The organism is Paenibacillus sp. S33 (genome assembly GCF_053615415.1).
On record NZ_JBSIEZ010000001.1, the window covers coordinates 5,375,073 to 5,401,848 of the forward strand.

Annotated in this window: 22 protein-coding genes, 1 pseudogene and 2 riboswitches; of the genes and pseudogenes, 11 read left to right on the plus strand and 12 right to left on the minus strand. The window is 45.2% G+C overall.

The window, feature by feature from the left end; all coding sequences use genetic code 11:
• Nucleotides 1-11: 11 nt before the first annotated feature.
• From ACWGXJ_RS24395 to ACWGXJ_RS24405, 3 genes are all read right to left on the minus strand, one after another.
• Nucleotides 12-1,592 carry an ABC transporter substrate-binding protein gene (locus ACWGXJ_RS24395; RefSeq protein ID WP_452567765.1) on the minus strand — a complete coding sequence of 527 codons (1,581 nt, stop codon included), beginning with the start codon at nt 1,590-1,592 and terminating at the stop codon, nt 12-14.
• 217 nt (nt 1,593-1,809) lie between these two features.
• Nucleotides 1,810-2,013, minus strand: a riboswitch (cobalamin riboswitch).
• Between the two features lie 753 nt (nt 2,014-2,766).
• Nucleotides 2,767-4,074, minus strand: a complete 1,308-nt coding sequence (locus ACWGXJ_RS24400) for a nucleobase:cation symporter-2 family protein (protein WP_061829823.1) — start codon at nt 4,072-4,074, stop codon at nt 2,767-2,769.
• The gene (locus ACWGXJ_RS24405) at nt 4,068-4,685 is read right to left on the minus strand and encodes a xanthine phosphoribosyltransferase (protein ID WP_025720187.1); all 618 of its coding nucleotides are present in this window, start codon (nt 4,683-4,685) and stop codon (nt 4,068-4,070) included. The genes ACWGXJ_RS24400 and ACWGXJ_RS24405 overlap by 7 nt, the downstream gene beginning before the upstream one ends.
• Before the next feature lie 157 nt (nt 4,686-4,842).
• A riboswitch (purine riboswitch) is annotated at nt 4,843-4,946 on the minus strand.
• Between the two features lie 353 nt (nt 4,947-5,299).
• Here ACWGXJ_RS24405 and rhaB point away from each other — a divergent pair.
• The 5 genes from rhaB (at nt 5,300) to ACWGXJ_RS24430 (ending at nt 12,449) form a co-directional block, all read left to right on the plus strand.
• On the plus strand, nt 5,300-6,781 hold the full coding sequence (gene rhaB / locus ACWGXJ_RS24410) for a rhamnulokinase (RefSeq protein ID WP_452567766.1): 1,482 nt from the start codon (nt 5,300-5,302) through the stop codon (nt 6,779-6,781).
• Nucleotides 6,782-6,793: 12 nt separating this feature from the next.
• Nucleotides 6,794-8,050, plus strand: a complete 1,257-nt coding sequence (gene rhaA / locus ACWGXJ_RS24415) for an L-rhamnose isomerase (protein WP_452567767.1) — start codon at nt 6,794-6,796, stop codon at nt 8,048-8,050.
• A 53-nt stretch (nt 8,051-8,103) separates the two neighbouring features.
• Entirely contained in the window at nt 8,104-8,949 is an 846-nt protein-coding gene (gene rhaD / locus ACWGXJ_RS24420) for a rhamnulose-1-phosphate aldolase (protein ID WP_452567768.1), read from the plus strand.
• Between the two features lie 197 nt (nt 8,950-9,146).
• Complete coding sequence (locus ACWGXJ_RS24425) at nt 9,147-10,040, plus strand: AraC family transcriptional regulator (protein WP_165178138.1); 894 nt, start codon at nt 9,147-9,149, stop codon at nt 10,038-10,040.
• Nucleotides 10,041-10,178: 138 nt separating this feature from the next.
• The gene (locus ACWGXJ_RS24430; RefSeq protein WP_452567952.1) at nt 10,179-12,449 is read left to right on the plus strand and encodes a GDYXXLXY domain-containing protein; all 2,271 of its coding nucleotides are present in this window, start codon (nt 10,179-10,181) and stop codon (nt 12,447-12,449) included.
• 109 nt (nt 12,450-12,558) lie between these two features.
• Here the strand turns inward: ACWGXJ_RS24430 and mmuM are convergent, their stop codons facing one another.
• Nucleotides 12,559-13,506 (minus strand): homocysteine S-methyltransferase, encoded by a 948-nt coding sequence (mmuM, locus tag ACWGXJ_RS24435; RefSeq protein ID WP_254349852.1) that lies wholly within the window; start codon nt 13,504-13,506, stop codon nt 12,559-12,561.
• Between the two features lie 334 nt (nt 13,507-13,840).
• Here mmuM and ACWGXJ_RS24440 point away from each other — a divergent pair, with 334 nt between their 5' ends.
• Together ACWGXJ_RS24440 and ACWGXJ_RS24445 are read left to right on the plus strand one after the other, a co-directional pair.
• The gene (locus ACWGXJ_RS24440; protein WP_440723356.1) at nt 13,841-14,896 is read left to right on the plus strand and encodes an AEC family transporter; all 1,056 of its coding nucleotides are present in this window, start codon (nt 13,841-13,843) and stop codon (nt 14,894-14,896) included.
• A 17-nt stretch (nt 14,897-14,913) separates the two neighbouring features.
• Nucleotides 14,914-15,933 (plus strand): 2-hydroxyacid dehydrogenase, encoded by a 1,020-nt coding sequence (locus ACWGXJ_RS24445; protein ID WP_452567769.1) that lies wholly within the window; start codon nt 14,914-14,916, stop codon nt 15,931-15,933.
• A 50-nt stretch (nt 15,934-15,983) separates the two neighbouring features.
• On the opposite strand, the gene ACWGXJ_RS24450 is transcribed toward ACWGXJ_RS24445, so the two are convergent.
• Both ACWGXJ_RS24450 and ACWGXJ_RS24455 read right to left on the minus strand, forming a co-directional pair.
• Nucleotides 15,984-16,721, minus strand: coding sequence for a response regulator (locus ACWGXJ_RS24450; protein ID WP_061829814.1), 738 nt, complete (start codon nt 16,719-16,721; stop codon nt 15,984-15,986).
• Nucleotides 16,718-18,367 carry an ATP-binding protein gene (locus tag ACWGXJ_RS24455; RefSeq protein ID WP_452567770.1) on the minus strand — a complete coding sequence of 550 codons (1,650 nt, stop codon included), beginning with the start codon at nt 18,365-18,367 and terminating at the stop codon, nt 16,718-16,720. Before ACWGXJ_RS24455 ends, ACWGXJ_RS24450 begins: the two co-directional genes overlap by 4 nt.
• A gap of 225 nt (nt 18,368-18,592) precedes the next feature.
• Here ACWGXJ_RS24455 and ACWGXJ_RS24460 point away from each other — a divergent pair, with 225 nt between their 5' ends.
• Nucleotides 18,593-18,775: a hypothetical protein gene (locus ACWGXJ_RS24460; RefSeq protein WP_061829813.1), complete on the plus strand. Its 183-nt coding sequence runs from the start codon at nt 18,593-18,595 to the stop codon at nt 18,773-18,775.
• Nucleotides 18,776-18,872: 97 nt separating this feature from the next.
• Here the strand turns inward: ACWGXJ_RS24460 and ACWGXJ_RS24465 are convergent, their stop codons facing one another.
• The 3 genes from ACWGXJ_RS24465 to rlmN form a co-directional block, all read right to left on the minus strand.
• A complete protein-coding gene (locus ACWGXJ_RS24465; RefSeq protein WP_061829812.1) occupies nt 18,873-19,805 on the minus strand; it encodes a dihydroorotate dehydrogenase in 933 nt (310 codons plus the stop codon).
• A complete protein-coding gene (locus tag ACWGXJ_RS24470; RefSeq protein ID WP_452567771.1) occupies nt 19,786-20,487 on the minus strand; it encodes a dihydroorotate dehydrogenase electron transfer subunit in 702 nt (233 codons plus the stop codon). Before ACWGXJ_RS24470 ends, ACWGXJ_RS24465 begins: the two co-directional genes overlap by 20 nt.
• A gap of 139 nt (nt 20,488-20,626) precedes the next feature.
• Nucleotides 20,627-21,724: a 23S rRNA (adenine(2503)-C(2))-methyltransferase RlmN gene (rlmN, locus tag ACWGXJ_RS24475; RefSeq protein WP_023991003.1), complete on the minus strand. Its 1,098-nt coding sequence runs from the start codon at nt 21,722-21,724 to the stop codon at nt 20,627-20,629.
• Between the two features lie 316 nt (nt 21,725-22,040).
• Here rlmN and ACWGXJ_RS24480 point away from each other — a divergent pair, with 316 nt between their 5' ends.
• Nucleotides 22,041-22,910, plus strand: a complete 870-nt coding sequence (locus ACWGXJ_RS24480; RefSeq protein ID WP_452567772.1) for an AraC family transcriptional regulator — start codon at nt 22,041-22,043, stop codon at nt 22,908-22,910.
• 102 nt (nt 22,911-23,012) lie between these two features.
• Here the strand turns inward: ACWGXJ_RS24480 and ACWGXJ_RS24485 are convergent, their stop codons facing one another.
• A complete protein-coding gene (locus tag ACWGXJ_RS24485; RefSeq protein WP_452567773.1) occupies nt 23,013-23,909 on the minus strand; it encodes a LysR family transcriptional regulator in 897 nt (298 codons plus the stop codon).
• A gap of 157 nt (nt 23,910-24,066) precedes the next feature.
• On the opposite strand from ACWGXJ_RS24485, the gene ACWGXJ_RS24490 reads away from it, so the two are divergent.
• Nucleotides 24,067-24,807, plus strand: a complete 741-nt coding sequence (locus ACWGXJ_RS24490; RefSeq protein WP_452567774.1) for an SDR family NAD(P)-dependent oxidoreductase — start codon at nt 24,067-24,069, stop codon at nt 24,805-24,807.
• Nucleotides 24,808-24,895: 88 nt separating this feature from the next.
• On the opposite strand, the gene ACWGXJ_RS24495 is transcribed toward ACWGXJ_RS24490, so the two are convergent.
• Nucleotides 24,896-25,384 carry a hypothetical protein gene (locus ACWGXJ_RS24495; RefSeq protein ID WP_452567775.1) on the minus strand — a complete coding sequence of 163 codons (489 nt, stop codon included), beginning with the start codon at nt 25,382-25,384 and terminating at the stop codon, nt 24,896-24,898.
• A 161-nt stretch (nt 25,385-25,545) separates the two neighbouring features.
• Nucleotides 25,546-25,896 (minus strand): winged helix-turn-helix transcriptional regulator, encoded by a 351-nt coding sequence (locus tag ACWGXJ_RS24500; protein ID WP_452567776.1) that lies wholly within the window; start codon nt 25,894-25,896, stop codon nt 25,546-25,548.
• A gap of 162 nt (nt 25,897-26,058) precedes the next feature.
• On the opposite strand from ACWGXJ_RS24500, the pseudogene ACWGXJ_RS24505 reads away from it, so the two are divergent.
• Nucleotides 26,059-26,768, plus strand: a pseudogene (locus tag ACWGXJ_RS24505) (SDR family oxidoreductase).
• Nucleotides 26,769-26,776: the final 8 nt, after the last annotated feature.

Consider the following 26,776-nt stretch of genomic DNA (forward strand, 5'->3'; position numbering starts at 1 on the left):
TACGCCGCTCGTTATTCCGCAATATCGGATTGCGCTGTAATGTAGTAATACTCGATCGGATGGGGTGTAAAACCCTCTACCCCTTTTTTCACACCAAACACATTGTCAGGATGCACAATGAAGGACTGTGGCAAATCCGTATTGATGATATCCAGCGCTTGTAGTGTCACAGCATTACGCTGCGCTGTATCCTTCGCCAGCTTCAAGCTGTTAAGAATACTCTCCAGCGGTTTGGAACTATAACGGCTTACATTGGCTTCGCTTTGCGAAGAATAAAACATGTCCATAAAATATTGTGGCTCTCCTGTATGAGCAGTAAGCATACTGTACATAGCAAAATCCCAATCGTTTTTGGTCAACGCCTCGTCGATATTTTCCACCTTGCGAATCTTGACCTGGATTCCCTCTTTCAGCAATTGGCTTTGGATGACCTCAGCCATAACAGAGAGCTCTGGACGCTGAGGAAAAGTCAGCAGCGTAACCTCGAACGGCTTGCCTTGCTTAGTCCATGTCCCTTGGGCGTCCTTCTGCCAGCCATCCTTCGTTAACAGCTGATCCGCCGTTCCGTCCAGCGCTTTACGCTCAACTTTACCGAAGGGAAGAATGCTCGGGAACGGACTGCTTGCTTCCGTACCGAAGCCCCTCATGACGGCGCTCACAATCGATGTGCGTGGAATCAGGCTGTCCACCACCTTACGGTTCGCCGCATCCTTGAATACTGGGGATTCCATATTGTACACGATCATATGGGTGCGCAAGGAGGGAGCCGACAGCACTTGTAGCTTGTCGTTCTTTTTCAGTACCTCTGCGTTATCAACCGGAATATCCGTCGCTACGTCCACCTCGCCGGATTGCAGCGCCATCAGGCGCGAATTCCCGTCCGTAATGAACTTCATTGTCGCCTCAGCCAACCGGGCCTTCTCGCCCCAGTATCCGTCATAACGCTCTACGACCAAGGATTGGTCCTTGTTGAACGCTTTAATTTTAAAGGCGCCTGTCATCGCTGGGTAACTCTGCTCATCTTTCATCGATGCCACATCCAGTACAGTCGTCGATGGATCAGCTAGATTGGACACCAACGCCGCATTCGGCCGGTTTGTCGTGATCTTTAAGGCCAGCGGGCCGCTTACATCAATGGACTTCACATTCAGTAAATCCTTCGCCAGATGGCTTTTCTCGATAGAGCGTAGCAAAGATTCTTTTACACTTGCTGCATCCATACTCTTTCCATTATGAAAAGTGACTTTATCCTGCAAGCTGAACGTCCAAACTGTAGGACTATCCTGCTTCCACTCCTTTGCCAGCCAAGCCACAGGCTCCAGCTTTTCATTCAAACGTACCAGTGTCTCACCTGCACCGGATCGCATCACATCCCAGCTATTATCTCCGTGCGGGTCAACACCTGACGGTTTCCATGTATACGCCATTACCAGCTTTTTACCTGTCGCTGTTTGTTGTACTGACGCGTTCTCATCTTTGCCGGAGCTATTCGACGTCTTATTGCTAGTACATCCCGAAAGAGCCATAACTGCCAGTAACAGCATCACCCCTGTACATATCAACCATGAGCGCCTGCTACGATTGCTAATCATTCGATGAATCCCCCTCTATCTTGTAAAATCATATAAACCTAACGCAAAACGCGAAAAAAGCATTCCAGACCACTTGATCAGCAGTCAGAAATGCTTTCATTATAAAATGTCAAAACACACCTCGAAGCCAACTCCAAAAACATAGAAGGGGTCAGATCGGTTTCAAACATTCCGTATGCAGCACGCCTAACCACCTCCCCAGCATCCCGTGGGTCTGACAGTGATGTCAAAACAGGCAGGTCTCCTGACTCCAGGCGTATCTTTCAGGCCTTCCCGGTTCTTCACAGTTCCAGTGGCTGTTCTGAAAGCTCCAGCAGTATCCTGCTGATGCCTGTATACAGTGGCGGGCCCGTGTCGGAATTAACCGAACTTCCCTTTTAAGTGAACACGCTCAACAACTATCCACATGGTCTCAACAAAACCCCGTACATAGAGTCGTCCGGCTCACACCTGTTTTCTTCCTTTATTTCTTTCCATTACGATCTTATTTTGTTGTCACAGGCTTGTCAATAAATGCTGCACAATAATTCAAATTTGAACGATAAGGTAGAAACAAGACATAACCTTCAATTGCGTGCACGCAATTGAAGTGTTAAAATTAGGTATAGAGTAAACCACCGTGTCCGTATACTAAAAAGAGCCTTCGCCGCGCCAACGGCAAAGACTCTTAGGACTTGAAAGGCTGTGGATCACCACCACGGCGCGCTGCACAACTAAATGTTAATGCAAACGAAACCCACCGTTAGGCGCCTAACCTAATTACGCGGTGGGTTTTCGCTTGTTCCGAAATTTCCGACGTAGCCAGCGATAAAGTTTACGAATACTAAACACCAGGCTTAGTAACGCAACCATCCAACGCAACACATCGTAGCACGACACAAGGTTGACCATCGGCTTCACCCCCTTTCGGGAAGCTGCACCGTGGTCCGAAAACATCCACCACTATTCAAAATCCATAATTTAGATTATACCATGCCCCTTCCTACCACTCTAGCAAGTTCTTCTAGCGCATAAACTGGAAAATGCACCAAATTAGAGCTACCCATTTCATCCCGCAGCTTTATCTATATGTCCCCAGACGGCAAGGGGATCTACTATCTGGATAACTCCATGCCAAAAAGCCGGAAAAGAGGCATACGTCCTCTCTCCGGCTATCTTTATTTATTCCTAATCATCAAACCTTCTGTGGAACCTCCGAAACCGTCACGCTTTTGACCGATTCCCCTTGTTTTCTCGTCAAAACAATGTTCAAGACAATCGCTGTAATCGAACCCGAAACGATACCATTTTGCAACAGCATTTTGGCAAAGCTCGGCAGCTGGTCGAACATTTGTGGCAGAACGGCAGAGCCTAGGCCCACGGCAATACTGCATGCTGCGATCAGCAGATTGCTTTCCTTCCGCAGATCCACTTCTGACAAAATAGACATGCCTGATGCAGCAACCGAGCCGAACATGACGATCATCGCTCCGCCTAGCACAGCGTTAGGAATCACTGTCGTTAAGGCAGCCAGCTTAGGCAGCAAACCGAGAACAACCATGATCCCGCCCGCAGCAAAAATAACGTTCCGCGATTTGACGCGTGTGAGTGAGATCAGGCCAACATTTTGCGAAAAAGCTGTATAAGGAAACGCATTAAAAATACCCCCAAGCATAATCGCGAGTCCTTCGGAACGCAGACCATTGACGATCTGCTTCTGTTCCACCTTCTGATCAATCGCTTTGCCTACTGCCAGATAAACGCCTGTAGACTCAACCATACTGACAATATTGACGATAATCATCGTACATACTGCCATCATGCTAAACTCTGGCTTACCAAAATAAAACGGCTGCGCGACACTCACCCATGAGGCTTCCGCCACGGGAGCAAAATGCACCATTCCCATCGCATAAGCAACCACTGTGCCCGCGAACAGACCAATAAGCACGGAAATCGAGCGCAAAAAGCCTTTTGCCAACCGATTCACAAGCAGAATAACCAGTAGTGTAACTAACGCCAGCAGCAAATTGCGCGGCTGTCCAAAATCCGAACTACCCTGACCCCCTGCTACATTGTTCATCGCCACCGGAATAAGAGATAGACCGATAATCGTAACGACCGAACCCGTAACGACCGTCGGGAAAAAGCGTAGCAGCTTGCCATACAAAGGTGCTGCTAACACCACGAATATACCGGACAAAATAATAGCACCGTACGCTGTCGCTAAATTTGAGGTCGAAGCAATCGCGATAATGGGCCCTACTGCCGTAAATGTACAGCCTAAAATGACAGGCAGTCTACTACCGAAAAAGCGTGTCCCCATAATCTGTAATAACGTAGCAATCCCGCAAGTGAACAGATCGGCAGCCACCAAATAAGCCATCTGGGCTGGTGTCAGGTGCAATGCTCCTCCTACAATTAGAGGTACAGCAATTGCTCCAGCGTACATCGCCATGACATGCTGGAAGCCCAGCGCGAATAACTTTTGTTTACTTAGCATCCCACATTCTCCTTAACGGGAGGAATCACCGCTCCAGCTTCCTCTATAAAATGAACCTCGCCTGGTGCCATGGAAGCGATACGCGCAAGAGAGCGCACAGCAATGCCTCTTTGCTCCAACAGTCCACGGCCTTCCTGGAAGCTCTTCTCAATTACACAGCCAACCCCGGCCAGCTCCGCTCCTGCTTCCTTCACAATATCCGTAAGTCCAACCAAGGCTGCGCCAGTAGCCAGAAAATCATCCACGATCAGCACATGGTCGCTAGCATCGAGATATTTTTGGGAAATGCTCACCTGATAGGTTTCCTGCCGAGTGAACGAATGAACCTCTGCGAAGTATACCTGCTCATTTAGCGTGATTGCCTTCTTTTTCTTCGCATAAATGAACGGGACCCCCAAGGCAATAGCAGTAGCCATAGCAAATTGAATACCACTAGCTTCAATTGTAAGCACCTTGGTGATCGGAGCACTGCCGAAAAGGCGTGCAAACTCCTTACCAATCTCCAATGCTAATGCTGTATCTACCTGATGATTCAAAAATGAATCTACCTTTAATACGGTGTCAGATAAAATTTGTCCTTCTTGACGAATACGTTCCTCCAAAGCTTTCATTATGCGAGTATCGCTCCTTCTGTACTTTAAAATAGTATAAAACCTGCCAAAACCAAAAAAGGACAGGCTCCCTTGAGTTGTTTCTCAAGTGAAGCCTGTCCTTGGGGTTGTCATCCCTGACGGATTGGCGCACAAATAAATGCCCGCATTCATCCAAAGCCGATGCGCTATCACTCATAGTCGGACGATTACAGTGGTCATCCGGTAGAAACTTTTGGGCCATATCCCCAATATTATACGAGTCATATGAAATTGATATCTTGTATACTACACCCTCTGGCGGGCGGTTTCAAGACTATTTTTCATACAGACAGCGGCATTTGGAGAACCTTCCACAATTGGAATATCGTAAAATCAAATCGACCTTTGTTCAAGGTATATATATTGTGAGGACTTTGCATTATCCTGATTGTAGAAAACAGATAAAAAAACAAAAATGCATACAAAACAACACTTAATTTTAATTATAATTTTAGAAAACAAAAATAAAACCACAAATATAACTTCCGTTTCTGTTGACTACAAAGAAAAACGGAAGTAGTATGGAGTTAGTTAAGAAAACAAAAGGCAGACTTTCAGGCTGCCCGTATTTTATCCATGCAAGGAGATTGGATATGAATAATTATCTTGCTGTTGATATTGGAGCTTCAAGCGGAAGGCTCGTAAGTGCAACTCTGCAAGGTGACCAGCTACACTTGCAAGAGCTTCACCGTTTCAACAACTCCTTTACCGAAAAGGACGGACACGATTACTGGAATATCGACGAACTATTAAATGAGATTATTCAGGGCTTGCAAAAAGCTAAACAAAAAGGGATTCATTCCTGTACGCTCGGCATTGATACATGGGCTGTAGATTACGTGCTGCTTGATCAGAAAGGTAACCGCATTCATGAGGTATACGCTTACCGGGATGCACGTACCCTCCATGCACCCGACAGGCTGCACCAGCACATCAGTCGAGAGGCTGTGTATGAGAAAACAGGCATTCAGGAATTAAACTTTAATACCCTGTATCAACTGTTCGTCCATGATCGGGAACAGCTTGCCCAGGCGGATAAAATATTGATGGTCCCCGATTATCTGTACTATCGCCTGACAGGCATCATGATCAATGAAATGACGAATGCATCCACGATGCAGCTTCTCAACGTGAACTCCCGAGAGTTTGATGAAGACCTGCTCTCCCTGCTCCAACTGCGACGCAATCAGTTTTCAGAGCTTGCCGAGCCTGGACGGGTTCTGGGTTCTCTTTTGCCGGAGCTTGTTCAAAAATACGATCTTCCGGACTGTCAGATCATTCTTGCGCCGACTCACGATACTGCATCGGCTGTTGCAGGTGTTCCGTCACAGCGGGAAGAACCTTGGGCTTATATTAGCAGCGGAACGTGGTCACTACTGGGAATGGAACGATCCGAAGCCTTGAATACCAAGGCAGCCATGCAGGGGAACTACACGAATGAGTGGGGCGCTTACGGTACGTACCGTTTTCTGAAAAATATTATGGGATTATGGATGATTCAGGAGGTTAGGAGAGAGGGCGGTTCCGCACATAGCTTTGCCGAATTGGCCGAACTGGCTTCAGCAGAGGCACCGTTTGTCAGTCTCGTCCTCTGTAACCAGTCATCCTTTTTAAACCCGGATAGTATGACCGTTGAAATCCAGCGATTCTGTGAAGAAACAGGCCAGCCCATCCCCAGGACGCCGGGTTCACTCGCCCGCTGTATTTTTGACAGTCTGGCCTTAAGCTACCGCGATGCCTTACACGAACTGCAATGTTTAACAGACGAAACGATTACCAGATTGCACATTGTCGGCGGAGGCGCTAACAACGAATTACTATGTCAGCTAACCGCCGATCTCTTGGGAATTGAGGTTCAGGCAGGTCCTTCCGAATCTACGGCCATCGGCAATATTGTCGTGCAATTAATTAGCTCTGGTGTTCTTGAGGATCTCAAAGCTGCTGGCCGAACCATCGCCCGCTCCTTTCCGACTCGGCTATATGAGCCACAATCGGTGGAAGGCATGCAAGAACTTTTGCATCGCTGGGAGCACCTTAAGATACAGTCAACATCCTCTATTCACATATCTCAATAAAGGAGTAAAGCCATGAACGAAGCTATTGAAGCCAGTTATAACGAAGCGAAAAAGCTGTATGCCCGCCACGGTATTCAAGTTGACGACATTTTACGGAAGCTTTCACAAATCAAAATATCACTGCACTGCTGGCAGGGAGATGATGTTCAGGGATTTCTGTTCAAAGACAAACAGCTTAGCGGGGGGATTGCCGTAACGGGCAGCTACCCGGGTAGAGCAGGCACGCCGCATGAATTGCGTCAGGATTTAGAAAAAGCTCTATCACTCATTCCGGGTAAACACAAGGTCAATTTGCACGCAATCTATGCGGACACCACAGAACAAGTGGATCTGGATCAACTGGAGCCACGCCATTTTCAGAACTGGGTAGACTGGGCTAAGCAGCAAGGGCTTGGGCTTGATTTTAATCCAACGCTGTTCTCCCATCCCAAAGCGGAAGACGGCTTCACACTGAGCCATAAGGATTCTGAAATTCGTGATTTCTGGATCACACACTGCAAAAAATCACGCAGGATTGCAGAGCATTTTGGAAAAGAACTCGGTCAGCCCTGTGTCACAAACCACTGGATGCCGGATGGCTATAAAGATACTCCGGTTGATCGGTTGGCTCCAAGAGAACGTCTGCGTGATGCTTTGGACGAAATTTTCAGCGAGAAAATCAGTGAAGAATACAACATCGATGCGGTTGAAAGCAAGCTGTTTGGCATTGGCTCGGAAAGCTATGTCGTGGGCTCCCATGAATTCTATATGGGTTACGCCCTGACACGCGGTAAATCTATCTGTCTCGACGCTGGTCACTTCCATCCAACCGAAGTCATTTCGAACAAACTGTCCTCTGTGCTGATGTTCACCGATCAATTATTGCTCCATGTCAGCAGACCGGTTCGCTGGGACAGTGATCATGTCGTGACGATGGACGACGAATTGCTAGACATTGCCCGTGAGCTGGTTCGCGGTGAATTGCTTTCCCGAACCCATATCGGTCTTGATTTCTTTGATGGAAGTATCAATCATGTAGCAGCATGGGTCATCGGAACACGCAACACGATCAAAGCGCTGCTTCGCGCTATGCTCGAACCGATTGAAGCATTAAAGCAGGCGGAAGAGGAACGGGACTTTACCACTCGTCTTGCTCTGGTCGAAGAGTTTAAATCGTATCCGTTTGGTGCCATATGGGATTACTATTGCGCTCAAAACGGCGTTCCTGTTCGTGAGGAATGGCTGGCCGAAGTTAAAAATTATGAACAACAGGTACTTCTGAAACGTTAACCACTGTACTGATAATGCTTATATTCATATCATCCAAAAGGGAGAGATTATCCATGACTACTGTACTGGAGAATCAAAAAGAACGAAAATCGGGACTGGATATCCCATTTGTTCGCGAGATGGCGGAAATTACACAAAACATGTGGAAATTCGGCTGGGATGAACGCAATGGAGGTAATGTAAGCTATATTCTGGATGAAGCTGAGGTTGCAAAATATATAGATATTCATCAGGTCATTCGGACGATTAAACCTGCTTTCCCGGTGAATGAACTGGCTGGTAAATATTTTATCGTCACCGGATCAGGGAAATATTTTAAAAACGTAATTGCAGATCCAGAAGCTAACTTAGGAGTCCTTCGTGTCTCCCAGGATGGCGAGCAATTGGAAGTCTTGTGGGGCCTCAAACATGGCGCAGTGCCTACCAGTGAGTTGCCTTCCCATTTTATGAGCCACATTGAGCGCTTGAAGGTCGATCCTAACCATCGTGTTGTGATTCATAATCATGCCACCCATGTTATTGCCATGACCTTCATTCATAGTCTGGACGAAAACCAATTCACCAAAACGCTGTGGGAAATGTGTACTGAATGTATTGTCGTCTTCCCAGACGGTATCGGTGTAATCCCTTGGATGGTACCAGGTTCCAGCGAAATCGGCCGCGAAACGGCTAAAAAAATGAAGGATCATCACGCTGTATTATGGCCTCATCATGGCATTTTCGGAACGGGCAGCTCCATTGATGAAGCATTTGGCCTGATTGAAACGATTGAAAAAGCAGCGCAAATTTATATGCTCATTGCTCACCATGATATTCAGCAACGGATTACAGATCAGGAATTGGCCGATCTGGCCAAAGCCTTCAACGTTACTCCAAAAGGAGGAATCCTGAACGTATAAATATAGACTAATCTCCATCTCATAATATAGAACTTAAAAGGCTCCAAGGCTCGTCTCAACCGGCCATGGAGCCTTTGGCATACCTCGTTTTAATTATATAACCCTTAATTCCAATGAATTAACTTGTAATTATGCTTTCCTTTATATACAATAAAATCAAAATTCCCTTATCTCCACCAAAGGAGAGGTGACAAGTTATGAAAAGAGCAAAAAATGAAGATCACTTCGACATCGTGGAAGACCATTATTTCACAGCCACCGAACTGGAAAAATCCAGCGCCGTTTGGCCTGTCAGACTAGGTATGGATATTTCGAAAACAAGCTGCCATGTCGGTCCCAAGGCTGTTCCTTATTTTTATTTGATTTTTGTACTTGAAGGTCAGGCTGAGTTTATTTATAAGCAACAAAAGTACCGCGTCCAAAAGTCTGATTTATTCTGTTTTTTTCCGCATCTTGCCCATGAATATTACACCGATCAGGAGCACCCGTTGCAAAAGGTATGGATTGCCTTTGAGGGACCCAAGTCCCTCGCATTGCTGGAGCGGATCGGAATTAATCCCTCTACGCCATTTATGGCTAACGCAGTGAGCGAGGAAATCCTCAGACTTATCTCCAACCTGTTTTCCATCGTACACGACAACAGCAGACAGGGCAGCGATCTGGCCCGCTTGATTACACTGCACCAGATCTTCGAGGAGTTATCCCGCAACACATCTGACGTGCTGCGCAACTTTGTATGCTCTGATTATTGGCTCCAGCAGGGGAAAGATTACATTGAAATGCATTATTGTGACCGTGTTACGATTGAACAAATTGCCGAGCATGTAGGTGTGGATCGTGCGCATTTTTCACGTAAATTCCATTCCACCTTCCTCATCTCTCCCGCCAAGTATTTGCAAAACCTCAAGATTAACGAAGCCAAAAGATTACTGGAGCAGACGACTTACAATTTGTCGATCATAGCCCAGTCCATCGGCTATACCGATATGTCCACCTTTTCCAAGGCATTTAAGAAAACAGCAGGGATTCCACCGCGTGAGTATCGCTTCCGACATCAGTCCCGGCAAGAGATTCGTACCGTCAACGCTTAGTCGGAATCCAGTAACGTTAAAGAGAGCCGCCGTATACGGTGTCTCTCTTTTTATGACCTGATCCTAATTCCCACTTGGTTCTGAGCCCTTTCAACGCTATAATAGGCATCAAACCAACAGGAAAGGTACGTGAAATCCATGCTGCGATTCAATGCGATACGTACGGGCTATCTGCTGGGCATCTCACTGATACTGGCCGCAATTATTTATTTTTTCGCCTCCAATTGGGGTGAACTGGATCGGACATTCAAGATTGTACTTGCTGCTGCACTTATTGTTCTGTTCTACGGCTTGTCTTTTGTATTTGCACGGATACGTGCTGTTCCCGGTCAACAAGCTTTTCTGTCTAATATGTTTTTGGTGGCTGGCTGTATAGCCTTTGGCGTTTCCGTGGCATTGCTCGGTCAAATTTACAATTCCCATGCGGACAGCTACGGATTGTTTTTCATTTGGTCGGTGCCGGCTCTACTGCTTAGCTGGATTACTCGCTACAATCCTTTTTATATGCTGTCTTATGTACTAATTCATCTTGGTTTGTGGCTTTATTTTTACCCTACGATGCAAAGTGTGCCTTATAGCGAGCTGGAATCGTTGTCCATTGCCGGAATGTTCGCAATAGTCAATCTGCTGCTATTTTTATTGACGTTCCTTCATCGTATACACTCTGCTCCACTACAATATATGAGCTTTACGGTTTTCCATATAGCCCTGTTAGCGATGACCAATTCTTTTGCATTTGATGAGTATGGCCTGATCATGAATGTACCGCATATGGCTGTGATTACTTTAGGATTTTATATATTTATCAAGGTGCGACTGAATAAAACGCTACTGACCTTGAATGCATTGGCACTTTCGGCGTTTGCTGTCTTTAAATTTATAGAGCTGGCTGAGGCGTACTCCTCATCTCTGTTTTTTGTTTTTGGTTTGATTTTTGTGGCGCTACTGTTGACGGGTAACGTGTGGTTTTTCCGTTATTTGAATCGTTTGGGGAAAACACTGCCGGAAGCAGGGACAACGGACATCAGTACATCAAAGAATGAGACGACCGTCCACGAGGAACATGGAAGTGAATGGATTAGCAAAACCGTATCCCGTGTGATCAAAGTGGTTGGAGTGCTGATCGGTAGTATATCTCTCATCGGATTGATTATGATTAGCACGAATGTAAACCACACCGAATATGTACTGTTGGTTGTGTCGTTGCTGCTTATGATTTCGATGATTGTCATACCGGAATCCAAGCTGGATTCGGTAATACGTTATACACTGCTGACCATCAGCTATATTACAGGCTTGGCGGCCATTCTATGGTCAGATCAGTCGCTGCTTTCGGTATTATTTCTGATCGTTTCCATCGCTGGATGGTTTCGCTCCAAGGGGAAAAGGCAGTTGTTTTTTGCCTACACCTTTGTAAACCTGAATCTGGCGACCATTTTATTTCAGCAGTATCAGGAGTGGGATGGTTGGAACTGGACCTATAAGTTCATCATCTTCTCTCTTTTCATCGTCAATGCCGTGTTATATGGGGTAAGTTACTTTATATCCAAGACGGAGTTAAAAGAACATCTACGGAATAGCTCATTATTTTTCAGCTTGCTGTTCCTGTTTTGGGCGACGTTTTTCGAGGATGTCGTTCCACACTCTTATATGTTCATTAACATTTTTTATTTTGTTATCGTTACCGGGATGGTCTTTGCCTTTGCCCGTCTGAAACAAAAATCGGAGGCCATCACGAGCGTTGTCTTCTGGTTTATTTTTATCGGCTTCAAATACTATGATTTATTGTGGACGCTACTGTATAAATCTTTTACGCTGGCGCTACTGGGGATCATTGCGCTCGGAATTACCTGGTGGGCGGATCGGCGAATGGCCCATAGCGGCAAAGCAGCATTCGATGCCGACCACCGCAGCTTTAGCTTTATGCGCTTAAGCCCGTTACTCATTGCCATTGTCATCGTGCTACAGCTGGGGATCGTCGGCTATCAGACGGCGAGAAGTGAAACCCTGCTCGCCACAGGGGCTTCCATTAAGCTCAAACTGGCTCCTATAGACCCGCGCTCCCTGCTGCAAGGCGATTATGTGGCACTGAATTACGACATATCTACCCCGCCTTCCAAGACCCCTCTTCAGGAGGAGGAATGGAGCCGAGGCAAGGTCAAAGTCGTTCTCACACCAGATAGCCAAGGAGTATACGTCGCGGATCGCCTATATCAAGATGGTGAAAAACTTGCCAGCCATGAGGTCATTCTAAATGGACAATGGTATGGTTCCCGTATTCTGTACGGTATTGAGAATTATTTCATTCCTGAGGGAACCGGACGTACTGTAGAACAGAACGCACATTTTGCCCATATTCGGGTGAGCCGCAATGGAGACGCGCTGCTGGAACGTTTGGCAGAAAGCTGACCGGATCGGCGAAGGTAGTAGACAAAGCAGGCTGAACCAAGCCCCTCCATTACTGGAGCACAACTTGGTTCAGCCTGCTTGTTTTTTTCGGACCATCGTTTATCTCCGTTTATTCATCTCTCGACCATGATGCTATTTCTTTAATATCCTGCGGCTGAGTCCGGCAACAACCGCCAATCAGACGAGCTCCCGCTTCATACCATTGGCGGGCACTTTGTCCGAATGTCTCTGTACAAGTGCTGCCGTGCCATGTCTTGGTGACCGGGTCATATTCCTCCCCCAGATTGGGATATACCACCACAGGCTTATCCGTGTGGCTGCGTATTTCGTGAATAAGCGATGGAACGAATTTCGGCAAAGTGCAATTGATTCCTACAGCAGCCACTTGCTCATGCCCATTCAGCCACTCAGCACATGCAGCGGCAGACTCACCATTGCTGATATGCTGCCCATCCTTTGCGCTAAAGCTGATCCAGGCATACGTGCCAGGGAATTCCTTCAGCAATCGGGCGATGGCCTTGGCTTCAACCAGACAGGGTATCGTTTCACAAGCTAAAATATCTGCACCCGCCTCAATCAGAGCTTTCATACGCGGCCTGTGGAACTCCACTAGCTGTTCCTCGCTCAGTTTGTAATCGCCGCGATACTCTGATCCATCTGCCAAAAACGCCCCGTAAGGGCCTACAGAGGCCGCCACTAGCGGCTTGGGACGATGCCGCTGACTTGCAGTAGCCGTCACGTCAGCCCAAAACTCATCGCGTGCCTGCACAGCAATCCGCACCGATGATTGAATCAGCTCCAGCGCCTCATTTTCGCTTAGGCCTCGTTTAACATAGCCTTCAACGGTAGCCTGATAGCTCGCAGTAATCGCACAGTCTGCCCCAGCCTCAAAATAATCTCTATGCACACGCTTGATCGACTCCGGATGCTCATGAAGGATTTTAGCTGACCATAAGCTATCGTTCAGATCATGTCCATGACGCTCCAGCTCGGTCGCCATTGCGCCGTCCAGCACGATCAGCTGAAATTCGTCCAGTATATGTTGTATCGGATTCATGCGGCCCCTCCTGCTCGTCTTTTCTACTAAACCCACTAATCAAGTGGGTTTTAATGATTTACATTATAGCACGAATGTTGATGAGCACTCACAAAGCCAAGAAATAATCATTCCGTGAAGACGTCCCCTCTCGTTTCATTTGCCATCTGATGTAACGTATAAATTTTTTAAATTAGTTTCATAAGTTAAATTAATTAGATATTGTTCTTTTTTTCACAAAGTCATTTTACTATAAAAGTGCAAACCAACACTTTGGCCAAAAGATCAGGGAATTGCATCGTCACATTCTGCATCGTCATTTATGTGAAAAAAGGTACAAGAGAGGGTTTTATCTATGTCTTTACTAGAAATGATTACAGCGACCTTAACAGATAACAAAATTGTCAGTTCTATCGCTTCCACCGTTTTTATTATCCTTCTTGGTTTCTTTTGCCGCAAGAAGGGGATTTTTAACGCAGCAGTAGGAAAGTTGTTATCCAAGGTTGTTCTAACCGTGGCTCTACCAGCACTAGCCTTTAATTCTTTCATGCAGGACATTAATCCTACAATGTTAAAACAAGGAATTAATGTTTTAATATGGGGAGTTCTAATTTATATTATTCTCATCTTTATTTCTAAACCGTTCTTTCTGAGCTACAACAAGGATAAACAGGATGTTTTACGGGTGTTAACCATCTTCGGTTCTACGACTTTCTTCGGAATTCCAATTGTCGGAGCCATTTACGGTCCTACCGGAGTGATGTACAGTTCCATTTTTAACATAGGGTACCGCATTTTCTTATACTCCTATGGCTATATCAAAATGAGCGGCTTGAAAATGGAGCTTAAAAATCTCAAAACCATGTTTTTGAATCCAATCGTTATCGCCACGTTTCTAGGCTTGTTTGTTTGGTTGTTTCAAGGTTATTTGCCACAGATGAGTGTAGCTACAGAGGATGGGGCCATTCAGCAGTTCGCCTTTCTAAGAATTGATCAAACCGCTGTCTGGCTGTTCAAGCCCATGACCTACCTTGCTGGACTAGCTTCTCCGTTAGCCTGGTTATCGATTGGCTCGACATTAGGGGAGATCAGCTTCAAGTCGGCAGCTACTGATAAGACCTCTTGGTATTACAGCATAGTTAAGGTTTGGCTTGTACCTATTGTTAACATCGTCTTGCTGGCTTTGTTGACTGTATCTCATATTCTGTCAGTCGATTCAGTCGCTTTAGCTACTATTGTCATCATGATGGCTACTCCAACAGCTACCGTAGCCGCAGCCTATGCGATCAGTTTTGATAAGGAAGCCATATTGACCTCCAATGCATCGCTTCTATCAACTATTACTTCTGTCGTCATGATTCCAGTGTGGATCGTTACGCTCAATGTCATTGATAAAATTGGAATTTTCTAAATCAGGGGGAAAACAACATGTTAAAAATCATTTGCTATGGTGTCCGTTCTTATGAGAAACCCTATTTCCAGGATCTCAATAAATATAACTTTCAACTAACGCTGGTAGAAGAGTTGTTAACCACTAGCAATGCAGAATTGGCACAGCATCACGATGCCGTTTTGCTAAGAGGAAACTGTGCTGCCAATCGGGAAAATATCACAAAATTCAATGAATACGGCATTCGATATGTTTTTACCAGAACAGTCGGAATCAACCACATTGATTTGGATGCCTGCAGCGAATTCGGAATGAAGGTGGCACGCGTGCCATCCTACTCTCCGAATGCCATCGCCGAGCTCTCCTTAACCTTAGCAATGATGCTGTTCCGACACACCGCTTATATGACTACCAAAAGCTCGTTCAAAAATTTCATTGTGGACGAGCATACATTCAGCAAAGAGATTCACAATTGTAAAGTTGGGATTATTGGGGTCGGCCGCATCGGTCTGACGGAAGCCAAATTATTTAAAGGATTAGGTTCTTCTGTTATCGGCTATGATGTGTACCAATCGGACGCGGCCAAGGAAGTCATTCCATTCACGACCTTGGATGTATTACTAGCAGAGTGTGATGTCGTTAGTGTGCATGTTCCTTATCTGCCGGGACAGAACGACAAAATGATTAACGCCAGCTTTTTAGCAAAAATGAAAAAGGGATCTATTCTCATCAATACATCACGTGGAGAATTACAAGATAACCAAGCTATTTTGGACGCTTTGCTCAGTAACCATCTGGAAGGCTTCGCTACGGATGTCTTCCCTAAAGAAGATGAATTATTCTTTAGAGCCTTTGAACCATGGCAAATGCTCCCGGACCCAACGATCCAGAAGCTTGTGGAGCTGTATCCAAGAGTTTTGGTAACGCCTCATGCTGGCTCGAATACCGTTACGGCGTTATCCAACATGATTGAAACTAGCTATGACAACTTCCATGATATCGTTACAACTCATTCTTCAGATAACCTAGTCCCACTTCCTGTTCTCTCTATGAAATAATTAGGAAGCTCGGTACTCTTGTGAACAAAAAAAGAACCGCTATTTCCAGATTACAATGGAAATAGCGGTTCTTTTACATCAGGATTCAACTGATAGAGCATTAGCGGCCTGCCAACCTTGTGATATTCTATCGATTCAACCAGGAAGCCATCGTCCACCAGGAACTGAATATATTTTTTTACCGTGATACGGGACAAGTCCACTTCTCTGGCTAACGTTTCAACCGAGAATGGTCCGTCCAGCTCTTGAATACTCTTCAGTATCGTGGTCATGGTCAGTTTGGACAAATTTTTAGACAGGTTTTTCGGTAGATTATGCGATGGATGTTCAACAGGTTTTTTCTTCTCCACACCCGTATACTCTTCTTTATTAAAATAATGGTCAATGACAGCTTGATTAATTCCGTTCCCTTCCTCCATCACCGTGGCTAGGCGCTGGATTTTCTCAACAGCCAGTCTAAAGCGTTCGAATGTAAAGGGTTTAATTAAATAGTCTGCAACACCATAAAAAACAGCTTCCTTCACCGTCTGAATATCTTTTGCAGCCGTAATTAAAATAACTGAAGCATGATACTGATGCTCCTGCATATGTGATAATAAAGTTAATCCGCTTTTTCCAGGTAAATAAACGTCCAGTAATACCAGATCCGGTTTCCACTTTTGGAGACAGTCTTGTGCTTTCTTGACGGTATCTGCCTTACATACAACGTCCAAATTGTCCATGCGCTCGATAAACTGTTGATTAAGCTCAGCAACCATCGGATCATCCTCAACAATTAGAACTTTCATTCAGTTGTCACCTCCAATGTACAGGGCAACTCTACATATATACTTGTTCCCAGACCCGGTTGGCTATCAAGCTCAATGATTCCTTGATGATTTTCCACCATGGTTTTAACCAGATTCAAGCCGTAGCCTCTGTCTTCTCCTTTGGTTGAAAAGCCATGCTCGAATATTCTTTTTTGCATCTCAAAATCAATCCCCAACCCATTATCTTTCACTTTCAAAATAAATACATTTCCCTCACACTCATAGTTCAATTTCAGCTCAATTTTGCCGGGTTCTTTTTTTTGTAAGATGGAATCTATGGCGTTGTCAAAAAAATTACCCAGGATGTGTATGACATCATGAACGATATCCTGCATCTCCACATTAGAGACATTCGAGCTTTCTGCAAGAAGAACCGAAATATTCTGTTCGCGTGCTTCGTTGATTTTACCCATAATAAAACCTGCTAATGCCGGAACTTTAATTCTCTCAGTCAGAAAGCCTACCTCATCTTGATATCGGTGATTTAGCTGCTGAATATATTGACTGACCTCCGCATATTTCCTCATTTCAATCAGCCCGGATATTACGTGCATTTTGTTCATAAATTCATGGGTCTGTCCGCGAAGGGAGTTAATATAATATTTTGTACCACTTAACTGGTTACTAAGATGAATCATCTCGGATTGGTCGCGTAACGTTGCAACCGCCCCAAAAAACTCATTTTCAATATATATAGGGGTTACTGTCGCAATGACTTCTATACCATTCACATAAAATGAGCGATCCTTGATCTTCTTCTTATCATCAAACACTCTCTTGAAGAGCACGTTATAAAAGTTGGTATCTATCTGCTCTCCAATCGGGGCTTTTATCTCTTGGTTTGCCAGTTGATACTTGGCCTGGGCTTCTTTGTTCATGAGCATAATTTTTTTGTCCGCCGAAATGGCTATAATTCCTTCAGCGACCTCATTTTCAATAATTTCTTTTTCGCGCAATCGTGTTGCTATCTCTTGCGGCTCAAGCCCAAATAAAATCGTTTTGATTTTCTGAGCCAGAATGATCGCGCCCAGAACTCCACTAAAGAGCCCCAGCATCAGCCCCCCAAAAATGGTATACTGCGCCTGCATCAAATCATGATTTAGGGTCCTCATGGTCAGCCCTACACATACAATGCCAATGACCTCATGCTGTTGATTAAATATCGGCGTAAAATATCGGTAACCTTTGCCCAAAATACCTATATTCTCAGAAAAATGTCCCTGACCGGATAGCGCTCTTCTGGCATCATTCAAATCAGAGAACGGTTTGCCAACCATCGTTGCATTCGGATGAGATAGCCGAATTAAATCGTGGTTCAGAATGACTACAAAATCCACATTAACGTTGTGCATGACTCCAAGCGAGTAGTCTTGGATCTGCTTCACAGGGACTCCCTGCTCAACATTACGAATAACATCGTTGTCACTAGCGACCACCTTGGCAATACCCGAAAGTTTTTCCTTCGTATTATCAAAATGTTGGTTAATTACGAAATTACGAATGAGAAGCAAGGATATAATTAAGGAAATAATAATAACTAAAACAACCAAAATAATAATCATGAATTGTAGCGAAACTTTGAATTGTCGTCTCGGCTTCGACTTACCTATTAACCGCAACCCCATCACCCAGCTTCTTTGTCAAGCTCTCCATTAGGAAAAAGAGCCTATCTCTTTCCCTATAATCCCTTGTTATTCGACACCGTTTGACAATTTCCTTCTTCATCTGCAAGCTCTATGCATTCCAGCGACAACAACGTAAACTTTATCTGAATTAAGACAATATGCTGAATAAGGAAGTATCAACTCTCCATAATAAGGACGTATACCTAACGAAATGGAGGATATAGGATGATCGAAAATCTCGAAAGTAACTACAACTGCGCCAATGCAGGGCAGGATCTTCATCAACTAAAACAGGAACTCGCCGCGCTTCAGGAACAAGGTGCGAACGACCAGGCATCCGAGGATGCCATCCATCGACTGGAAAATCAAATTTCGTTCATCTTGAACAAGTGCGATATTAACCACTAGTTGAAGCTTGGCTATTTCAGTAAATAAATAAAACCGGCTTGTCTTTTAAAGACAAGCCGGTTCTATATGAATTAGTGTATGCTAAAAGGTTTCAAATTCACAAAATTCCCCGTATCTCATCCAATGACTGCACCTTTTCCCGCTGCATCCATTGTTCAAGTCCATGTACCAGTTCAGCCCCTGCATGTAAATGGACAAAGTTGTACGTTCCCACCTGAATGGCAGCGGCCCCTGCCATGGTGAATTCAATAATATCCTCTACCGAGCTAATCCCGCCCATCCCGATCACCGGAATCGACACCGCCTGTGCCACCTGGTGAACCATGCGCAAGGCAATTGGCTTAATTGCCGGGCCGGAAAGACCAGCATACGTGTTGGCGAAGACACTGCGACGCCGGCGTATATCTATTTTCATTGCAGAAAATGTATTGATCAGCGAAACTCCGTCTGCGCCTTCTTCCTCGCACATAACCGCCATCTGCGTGATGTTCTCTGCGTTTGGAGACAGCTTGACGACCAACGGAAGCGCAGTCACATTGCGCACCTGACGCACAACCTCCCGCGCTACCTCCGTCTGGATACCAAATTGCATTCCACCCTGCTTCACATTGGGACACGAAATGTTCAATTCCAGCATATCGACGCCTCTTCGATTCATCGTGCGTCGTTTTTGCGCGTTTTCCGTAATCATCGCTACGGCCTGAACATATTCCTCCAGATTGGAGCCGCCTACGTTGGCAATAATAGCCGTGTTCCAGTGAGTCATGTCATCCAGTTCATCCTTCAAAAAGGCGGCAACCCCCGGATTCTCCAGCCCTACACTATTGAGCATGCCGGATGCTGTCTCATGTATTCGTGATCCCGTATTACCAGCCTTCGGATGCAGGGTTAGTCCCTTGCCGACGATACCGCCCAATAATTCAGGAGAATAAAATTCCGCATACTCACGTCCGAATCCAAACGTACCGGAAGCCATGATGATTGGGTTCTTGAACGGTACACCCGCAATATTACACGCCATGGAGATCATCGAACTCCACCTCCTCCACCGGGAATACAGGCCCTTCTTTACATACCCTCCGATTGCCTCCACGGGTACGCATCATACAGCCCAAACATGCGCCAATACCACAGGCCATGTGTCTTTCAGTTGAAATATATAAACGGGACGACGTATCCACCGTTTTCATGGCGAGTGCTTGCAACATCGGAGTTGGCCCGCAGGAGAACATATTTGCATAAAGCGTCGGATCGACCTGTTCGACGATGCTTCCCCCTACCTTGACCTGTACAGATGCCGCCACAGCTTCGAACGCTTCAACCCCGAAGGCTTGCTGTGCAAACCCCAGGTAAACATGCGCATGCGGGTAGTACTTTGCAGCCAACAGCAACGGAGCTGTACCCATGCCACCGCCGATTAAAGCCAAACTACCCTCTACCTGCGGAAAACCGTTTCCGAAAGGTCCTTCTAACTGAATCTCCTGACCAGGCTGTAATTGGGAAAACAAATTTGTCCCCTCTCCAACAACCCGGTACAAAAAGGAAATACTCTCTTCCCCGATATCATAAATGCTGATGGGTCTGGGCAGCAGTGGATAACCTGTCCCGCTGCGCAGCATGTAAAACTGCCCCATGTTCCCTTTAAACTTTCCCTCTATTTTCATCACATAGATGCCCGGAACGAGCGCCACATTCGAAATTACGTTAGCCATATAACCCCTCCACTAACCACTCACTATAACGTAAAAGCAGCAACTATTACGTGACTATTTTCACATTTTAGGGCAACGTTTCGCCCTACGACTCGTGATATAAAAAAGCGTACTCCTGTTAGAGAGTACGCTTGTGTATTTAACTAATGGCTTCGCGCTCCGCATTGCGGCTACCCTTGGCATCCTTGCGAATTTGCTTGCTACGTAGCTGTCCGCAGGCTGCGTCAATATCGACTCCATGCTCCAGCCGAACACTACAGCTAATGCCTTGTTTTTTCAGCACATCATAGAAGCCCGTAATCGACTCCGACTCACTCCGCTGGTATTGGCTATGCTCATCCACCGGATTGTACGGAATCAGGTTTACATTGGCCAGATTACGACGATGGCCCACCAGCTCAGCCAGTTCGAGCGCATGCTCCTTACCGTCATTAACATCCTTCAGCAGGATGTACTCCAGCGTAATCCGACGATTTGTTTTGTCCAAATAATAATCAATCGCCTGCATGAGTTTCTCAATCGGAATCGCACGGTTGATCTTCATAATGCGAGTACGAATCTCATTATTCGGAGCGTGGAGGGAGATCGCCAGATTGACATGCAGGTCGGAATCTGCAAATTCAATGATTTTATCGGCAAGTCCACTTGTGGAAACGGTAATATGCCGCGGCCCAATCGCCAGCCCTTTGTGATCCTTAATGACCCGAATGAAATCGGACAGGTTCACGAAGTTATCAAACGGTTCGCCAATTCCCATCACCACGACATGACTGACTTGGTCGCCCGGACGTTCCTGATCCAGATACAGCTGAACCTTCATAATTTGCTCTACAATTTCACCGCTGGACAGGTCACGGCTCTTCTTCAACAATCCGCTCGCACAGAAGCTGCACCCAATGTTACATCCTACCTGCGTAGTCACACATACGGATAAGCCAAACTTATGCCGCATCAATACCGTCTCAATCAAATTACCATCCTGAAGCCGGAACAAAAACTTGACCGTCCCGTCTGCTGACTGTTGCTTCACGTGTTCTTCAAGTGTTTCAATGGAAAAGTGCTCTGCCAACAGGCGAGTACAATCCTCATGTACCTCTGCCATCGCTGCAAAATCAGTAACCCTCTTCCGGTACAATGCGTCCCATACCTGCAATGCCCGGGATTTCTTATGTCCATGCTCGATGAGCCATGCTGTCAATTGATCTAGCGTTAATCCATAAATGGATTCTTTTTTCATGTTCGATCCTCTTTTCAAAACATTCAAATTCGTCTTCCTCTATATAAAACTAAGCACGCACCATTCTTCTCAACCATCATTGCATCATAGCATGTTTAAGCTATCTGCGCTATTTAAGCGCCTCTTTCATTGTCCCAAATTTTAATTATGAACACAAGGGGGCAGGCACATTGTTTCTCCAAAATTTTAGCGTAAAATTATGTCTTGAAACCAAGTACAAGCCACATTAAACTAGGCGACAGAACCTGTTCAACAAGAGCACGCAAAGACAGGATTACAGATACTCCTAATGATATGATTACAACCAAGGAAGGTGATGCGGTTGGAATGGTTACTTCGGATCAAGGACGCACTGGATCTGATGGAAGAGAGAATGCAGCAGCCACTCGATATCGATGAAATTGCAAAGGCAGCCTATTCGTCTCCTTTCCATTTTCAGCGTATGTTTCATATGCTAACCGGCGTCACGGTAGCAGAATATGTACGCAAACGTCGATTGACCTTGGCTGCTCAGGAATTGAGTCTTTCTTCCGCCAAGGTGCTGGATGTAGCGTTCAAATACGGATATGATTCCCCCGAATCTTTTTCTAAAGCGTTCCGTAAGGTACACGGTATTTCTCCCTCTGAGGCCAGAAGCCCTGGGGTAAACCTGAAAGCCTTTCCACGCATCACCTTCCATCTATCGTTGAAGGGAGATCAGGAAATGGATTACAAAATTGTAGAGAAAACGGCCTTTACGGTCATTGGCAAGTCCATTCAAGTCACCACTAAGAACGGCGATAATCTTCGAGAAATCCCAAAATTCTGGAACGAACTGAATGCGGATGGTACATCGGATCGGATTCATGCCTTGGGGACAGGCGACGATATACTCGGTATATGCTTGGACATGAAACATGGGGAGGAGACGTTTAGTTACTTAATCGCCGCAGAAGGCAGCGAAGACGTAGCGACCGCGAATGGGCTGGAATCCAGAACCATTCCGGCTTCAACCTGGGCAGTGTTTACATCCATCGGCCCTATGCCTCACTCGATCCAAAAGGTATGGCAAAGAATTTTTCAGGAATGGTTCCCTGCCAGTAATTATGAGCATTCAGGCGGCCCGGAACTAGAAGTGTATACTATGGGAGATTCACATGCTGAAGACTACCGAAGTGAAGTTTGGATTCCGATTAAGAAAAAGTAAACAAACCGAACCGACTGCCGATTGCAGTCGGTTTTATACCGTACTGCATTTACATCATAAGATGACAGAAAACACAATTCCCTGCATACTCGCTACTCTAGCTCAATGCACCGAGGACCATTCCCCAAGCTCCTCCTTCAACACAGAATATAGCCTTGAGCTTGCCAGCCTTAGCGGATAGTCTGTTGCTTTGCAAAGAAGGCCGAAGGTCATATCGATCAGGCTGCCGCTTAATTCCCTCACCGCTACTCCTGCCGGGATAGGACTGACCAGAATTTGTGGCACAAGGGCAGTACCCAAACCGCTTTCCACATAAAATTTCAGAGCCGTCATGCTGCCAATCTCCATCGTGTCTAGCGTGGTTATTCCATATTCCTTCATGACCATTTCAAGTTTGCGACGATATGGACAGGTGGCCGATGTAATAAGCAACCGATGCCCCTGTAAATCCTCTGGTCCAATGTTTTCTTTTTCCGCAAGCGGGTGATTTTCAGGCATCAAAACTACAAAATTCTCCTTAAATAAAGGTTCAAAATATAGCTCTGTGCCCACATCCGGTGTGGAACACAGCGCTAAGTCAATATCTCCCTTGAGAATACGCTCGCTTAAGGTAGGGGTATTCCCAAACTCAACAGAAACCCGAATATTCGGATAATGGGTTAAGAAGCGTTTTAAAATTTCTGGTAGTCGATAACTGGCAGTCGGTTCGGTCACTCCTATACGAATGTTACCTGTAGTCCCTCTTTGCAGATTGTCCATATTTTCATACAATTGCTCCATATCCTTTACAATATGTAGACTTTGCTCGTAAAACATCCTGCCCGCTTCAGTTAACTTTATTTTCTTGCCCCGTTCGATCAGTTGAATTCCCATATCGGACTCCAGCTTCTGTATTTGCATCGTCACGGTAGATTGTGCATAATTCAACTCTTCCGCCGCACGCATAAAACTCCCGTAATTCACAATCATTTGAAATGTTTTGAGCGTTTTAATGTCCATTCTCAGTCTCCTATATGCACAATTAATTCAATTTTATTGAATCATAAATTCAGTTAATTCAATTATACAGAACACAATACATCCTCTACAATGATACATATCAGATCATATTATTTTCAGACGCAAAATGAACTGGTTGGAGAAGGAGCGAATATATATGGATTTACATCAAAAAGTAGCACTGGTTACAGGTGGAGGTACAGGAATTGGGAGAGCCGCATGTATGGCCTTGGCAGATCGAAAAGCTACGATAGTCGTAAACTATTCCCGCTCTAAAAACGATGCTGAGGAAACGGTACGTATGATCCTTGAAAAGGGTGGACGTGCTATCGCATTACAGGCAGATGTTTCCCGAGAGCAGGAAGTTCGAACTATGGTTGACCAGATTGTCCAGCAATTCGGTACGATTGATATACTCGTGAATAACGCTAGCATTACACATCACATTCCTATGGATGATCTGGAGTCAGCCACGGAAGAGGTATGGAATGATCTATTTGATGTAAATGTAAAAGGCATGTTTTACTGTGCCAGAGCCGTAGCTCCTTTTATGAAGCGTAGTAAACAAGGAGCTATCGTCAATCTTGGAAGTATAGCAGGGCAAACAGGGCTAGGTTCCTCTCTTCCCTATGCGGTATCCAAAGCGGCCGTCCACGGACTGACCAAATCTTTAGCACGAGCACTGGCACCGGATATTCGCGTCAATTGCATCGTGCCGGGAGCCGTAGCGACAAGATGGTGGGCAGGCAGAGAAGAACAAATGAATCAACTGTTTCCTCATTTGCTCCTACAGCGCATTTCCACGCCCGAAGATATCGCGAGCATGATCTGCTCTGCTTTGGAACAGGAAGCCATGACAGGCCAGATCATTACGGTGGACAGCGGACAAACACTGTAAAGATACTGGGACTTCTGCGTAAAAAACAAGCCGCCTTCTCAGACAGAAGGCGGCTTTTGAGCTATCGTATACCGTCGTTGACTACGTTTTAGCTTATAGATACCGCAATTCGTGTACCTTTCACGAATTTAGCAAATAAGTACCGAACAAGCGGCCCTACAATTAAGAGCTGCAGAGGGAAAGCAAAAATAAAATTATTAAAAACTAAAGATAAGTAATTTTTAAATAATGAATCTCCCGAAAGACCATTAAAAAAGTAAGCTGTCCCCAATCCATAAAGTGACATACAAAGAACCATTCCAATGACCATACAGCATGAAAGGGACAGAATCACAAATACCTTTTTAGATTTGTCGTATGGTAATGAGAAGGCTATTTTCTTTGCTAGTGGACCGACAATAAATAATTCCAATACGAAAGCAATGATAAAACATAAAATAAATTGAAGAAACATTACTTTTAGAGATATTGTGCCAATCAAGTCATTTGTATATAGATTATAAAATGTCATGAATACGACCATTCCCAAGCACATCATTAAACCAAAATAAAAATCTTCTTTCTTCGTTGTTGGCAATTCCATCATCCCTTCTGTGTACCTTGGTAATTATATAAATAGTCGAAACCTCCACATAAGTGAACTTTCTGTGAACTTTATAGTAAGCGCTTCCCTTTATATATATAAGAAATAGGCATCGTTCAGCTCAACGATACCTCGGAATGTTGCAGTCATATCCCTCAATGATCTGCTTCTAAATCTAAGCCAAATCTCTTCAGCTCAATAAAAACACTTTCCAGTCGCTTCCCTTTTTCCGTTAACGAATATTCAACTCGCGGTGGAACCTCGGCATATACCTTTCTTTCTAACAGGCCGTTATCTTCAAGTTCCTTCAGGCGTAGGGAAAGCGTTTTGGGACTAATCCCCTTCATGGATTTCTGAAGTTGGCTGAATCTCAGTGTTCCTTCGATAAGCAGATCACGGATGATTAAAAAAGTCCATTTCGTTCCGATCAAATCAAGTGTTTGGGCAATAGGACACGGCTTGCCTGGTATTCCTTTGGTCAATTCAATAGGTTTTTGGGCATGCATGGGAACTCCTCCAAAAATCATCTGTTAAAACCAATGGTATCACAATAGTTCCTTTTAGGAAACTATATGAATTAAATATCACTACTTCCCTAAATAAACTTACTACATATACAATATCGCTGTAGCAAGTCATGTTTTCTCTAATACGAGGAGGTAATCCATTTGCAAAACAAAAAGATTGTCATTATTGGTGGAAGCTCAGGTATCGGTTTAGAAACAGCTAAGCAAGTCATTTCGCTTGGAGCGGAAGTGGTAATCGCCAGCCGCTCGGAGGATAAATTGCACAAGGCCAAAGAAATGCTGGGCCCTCGTGCTGCAATATATGTGCTGGACACGTCAGATGAGCAGCAGGTAAAATCTTTCTTCGAAAAAGTCGGTCCCTATGATCATCTTATCGTTAGCGCCGCAGAAACATCAGGCGGGTCATTCCTTCAATTGGAGACGGATCAAGCCCGCAAGCTCTTCGAAAACAAATTTTGGGGCCAATATTATGCAGCTAAATACGGGGCTTCCCAACTCTCAAACAAAGGTTCCATTACTTTATTTTCAGGAGTGGTGGCATACAAGCCGATATTGGCTCCTCTGCGCTCGGTGCTGTGAATGCAGCGGTTTCGAATCTTGGTCAAACCTTGGCGTTAGAACTTGCTCCCATCCGCGTGAATGTCGTCTCACCCGGCATTATTGATACACCTTCCCGCAGCAAAATGCCTGAAAATTCGCGCAATCAATTCTATGATACGGTCGCGCATAAGCTTCCTGTGAAGCGAGTTGGACTTGCGGGGGATGTTGCACGAGGTGTACTTTATTTGATTCAAAATCAGTTTGTGACCGGAACCGTCCTTCATGTGGATGGCGGACACATTTTAACATAAAAGCTTCG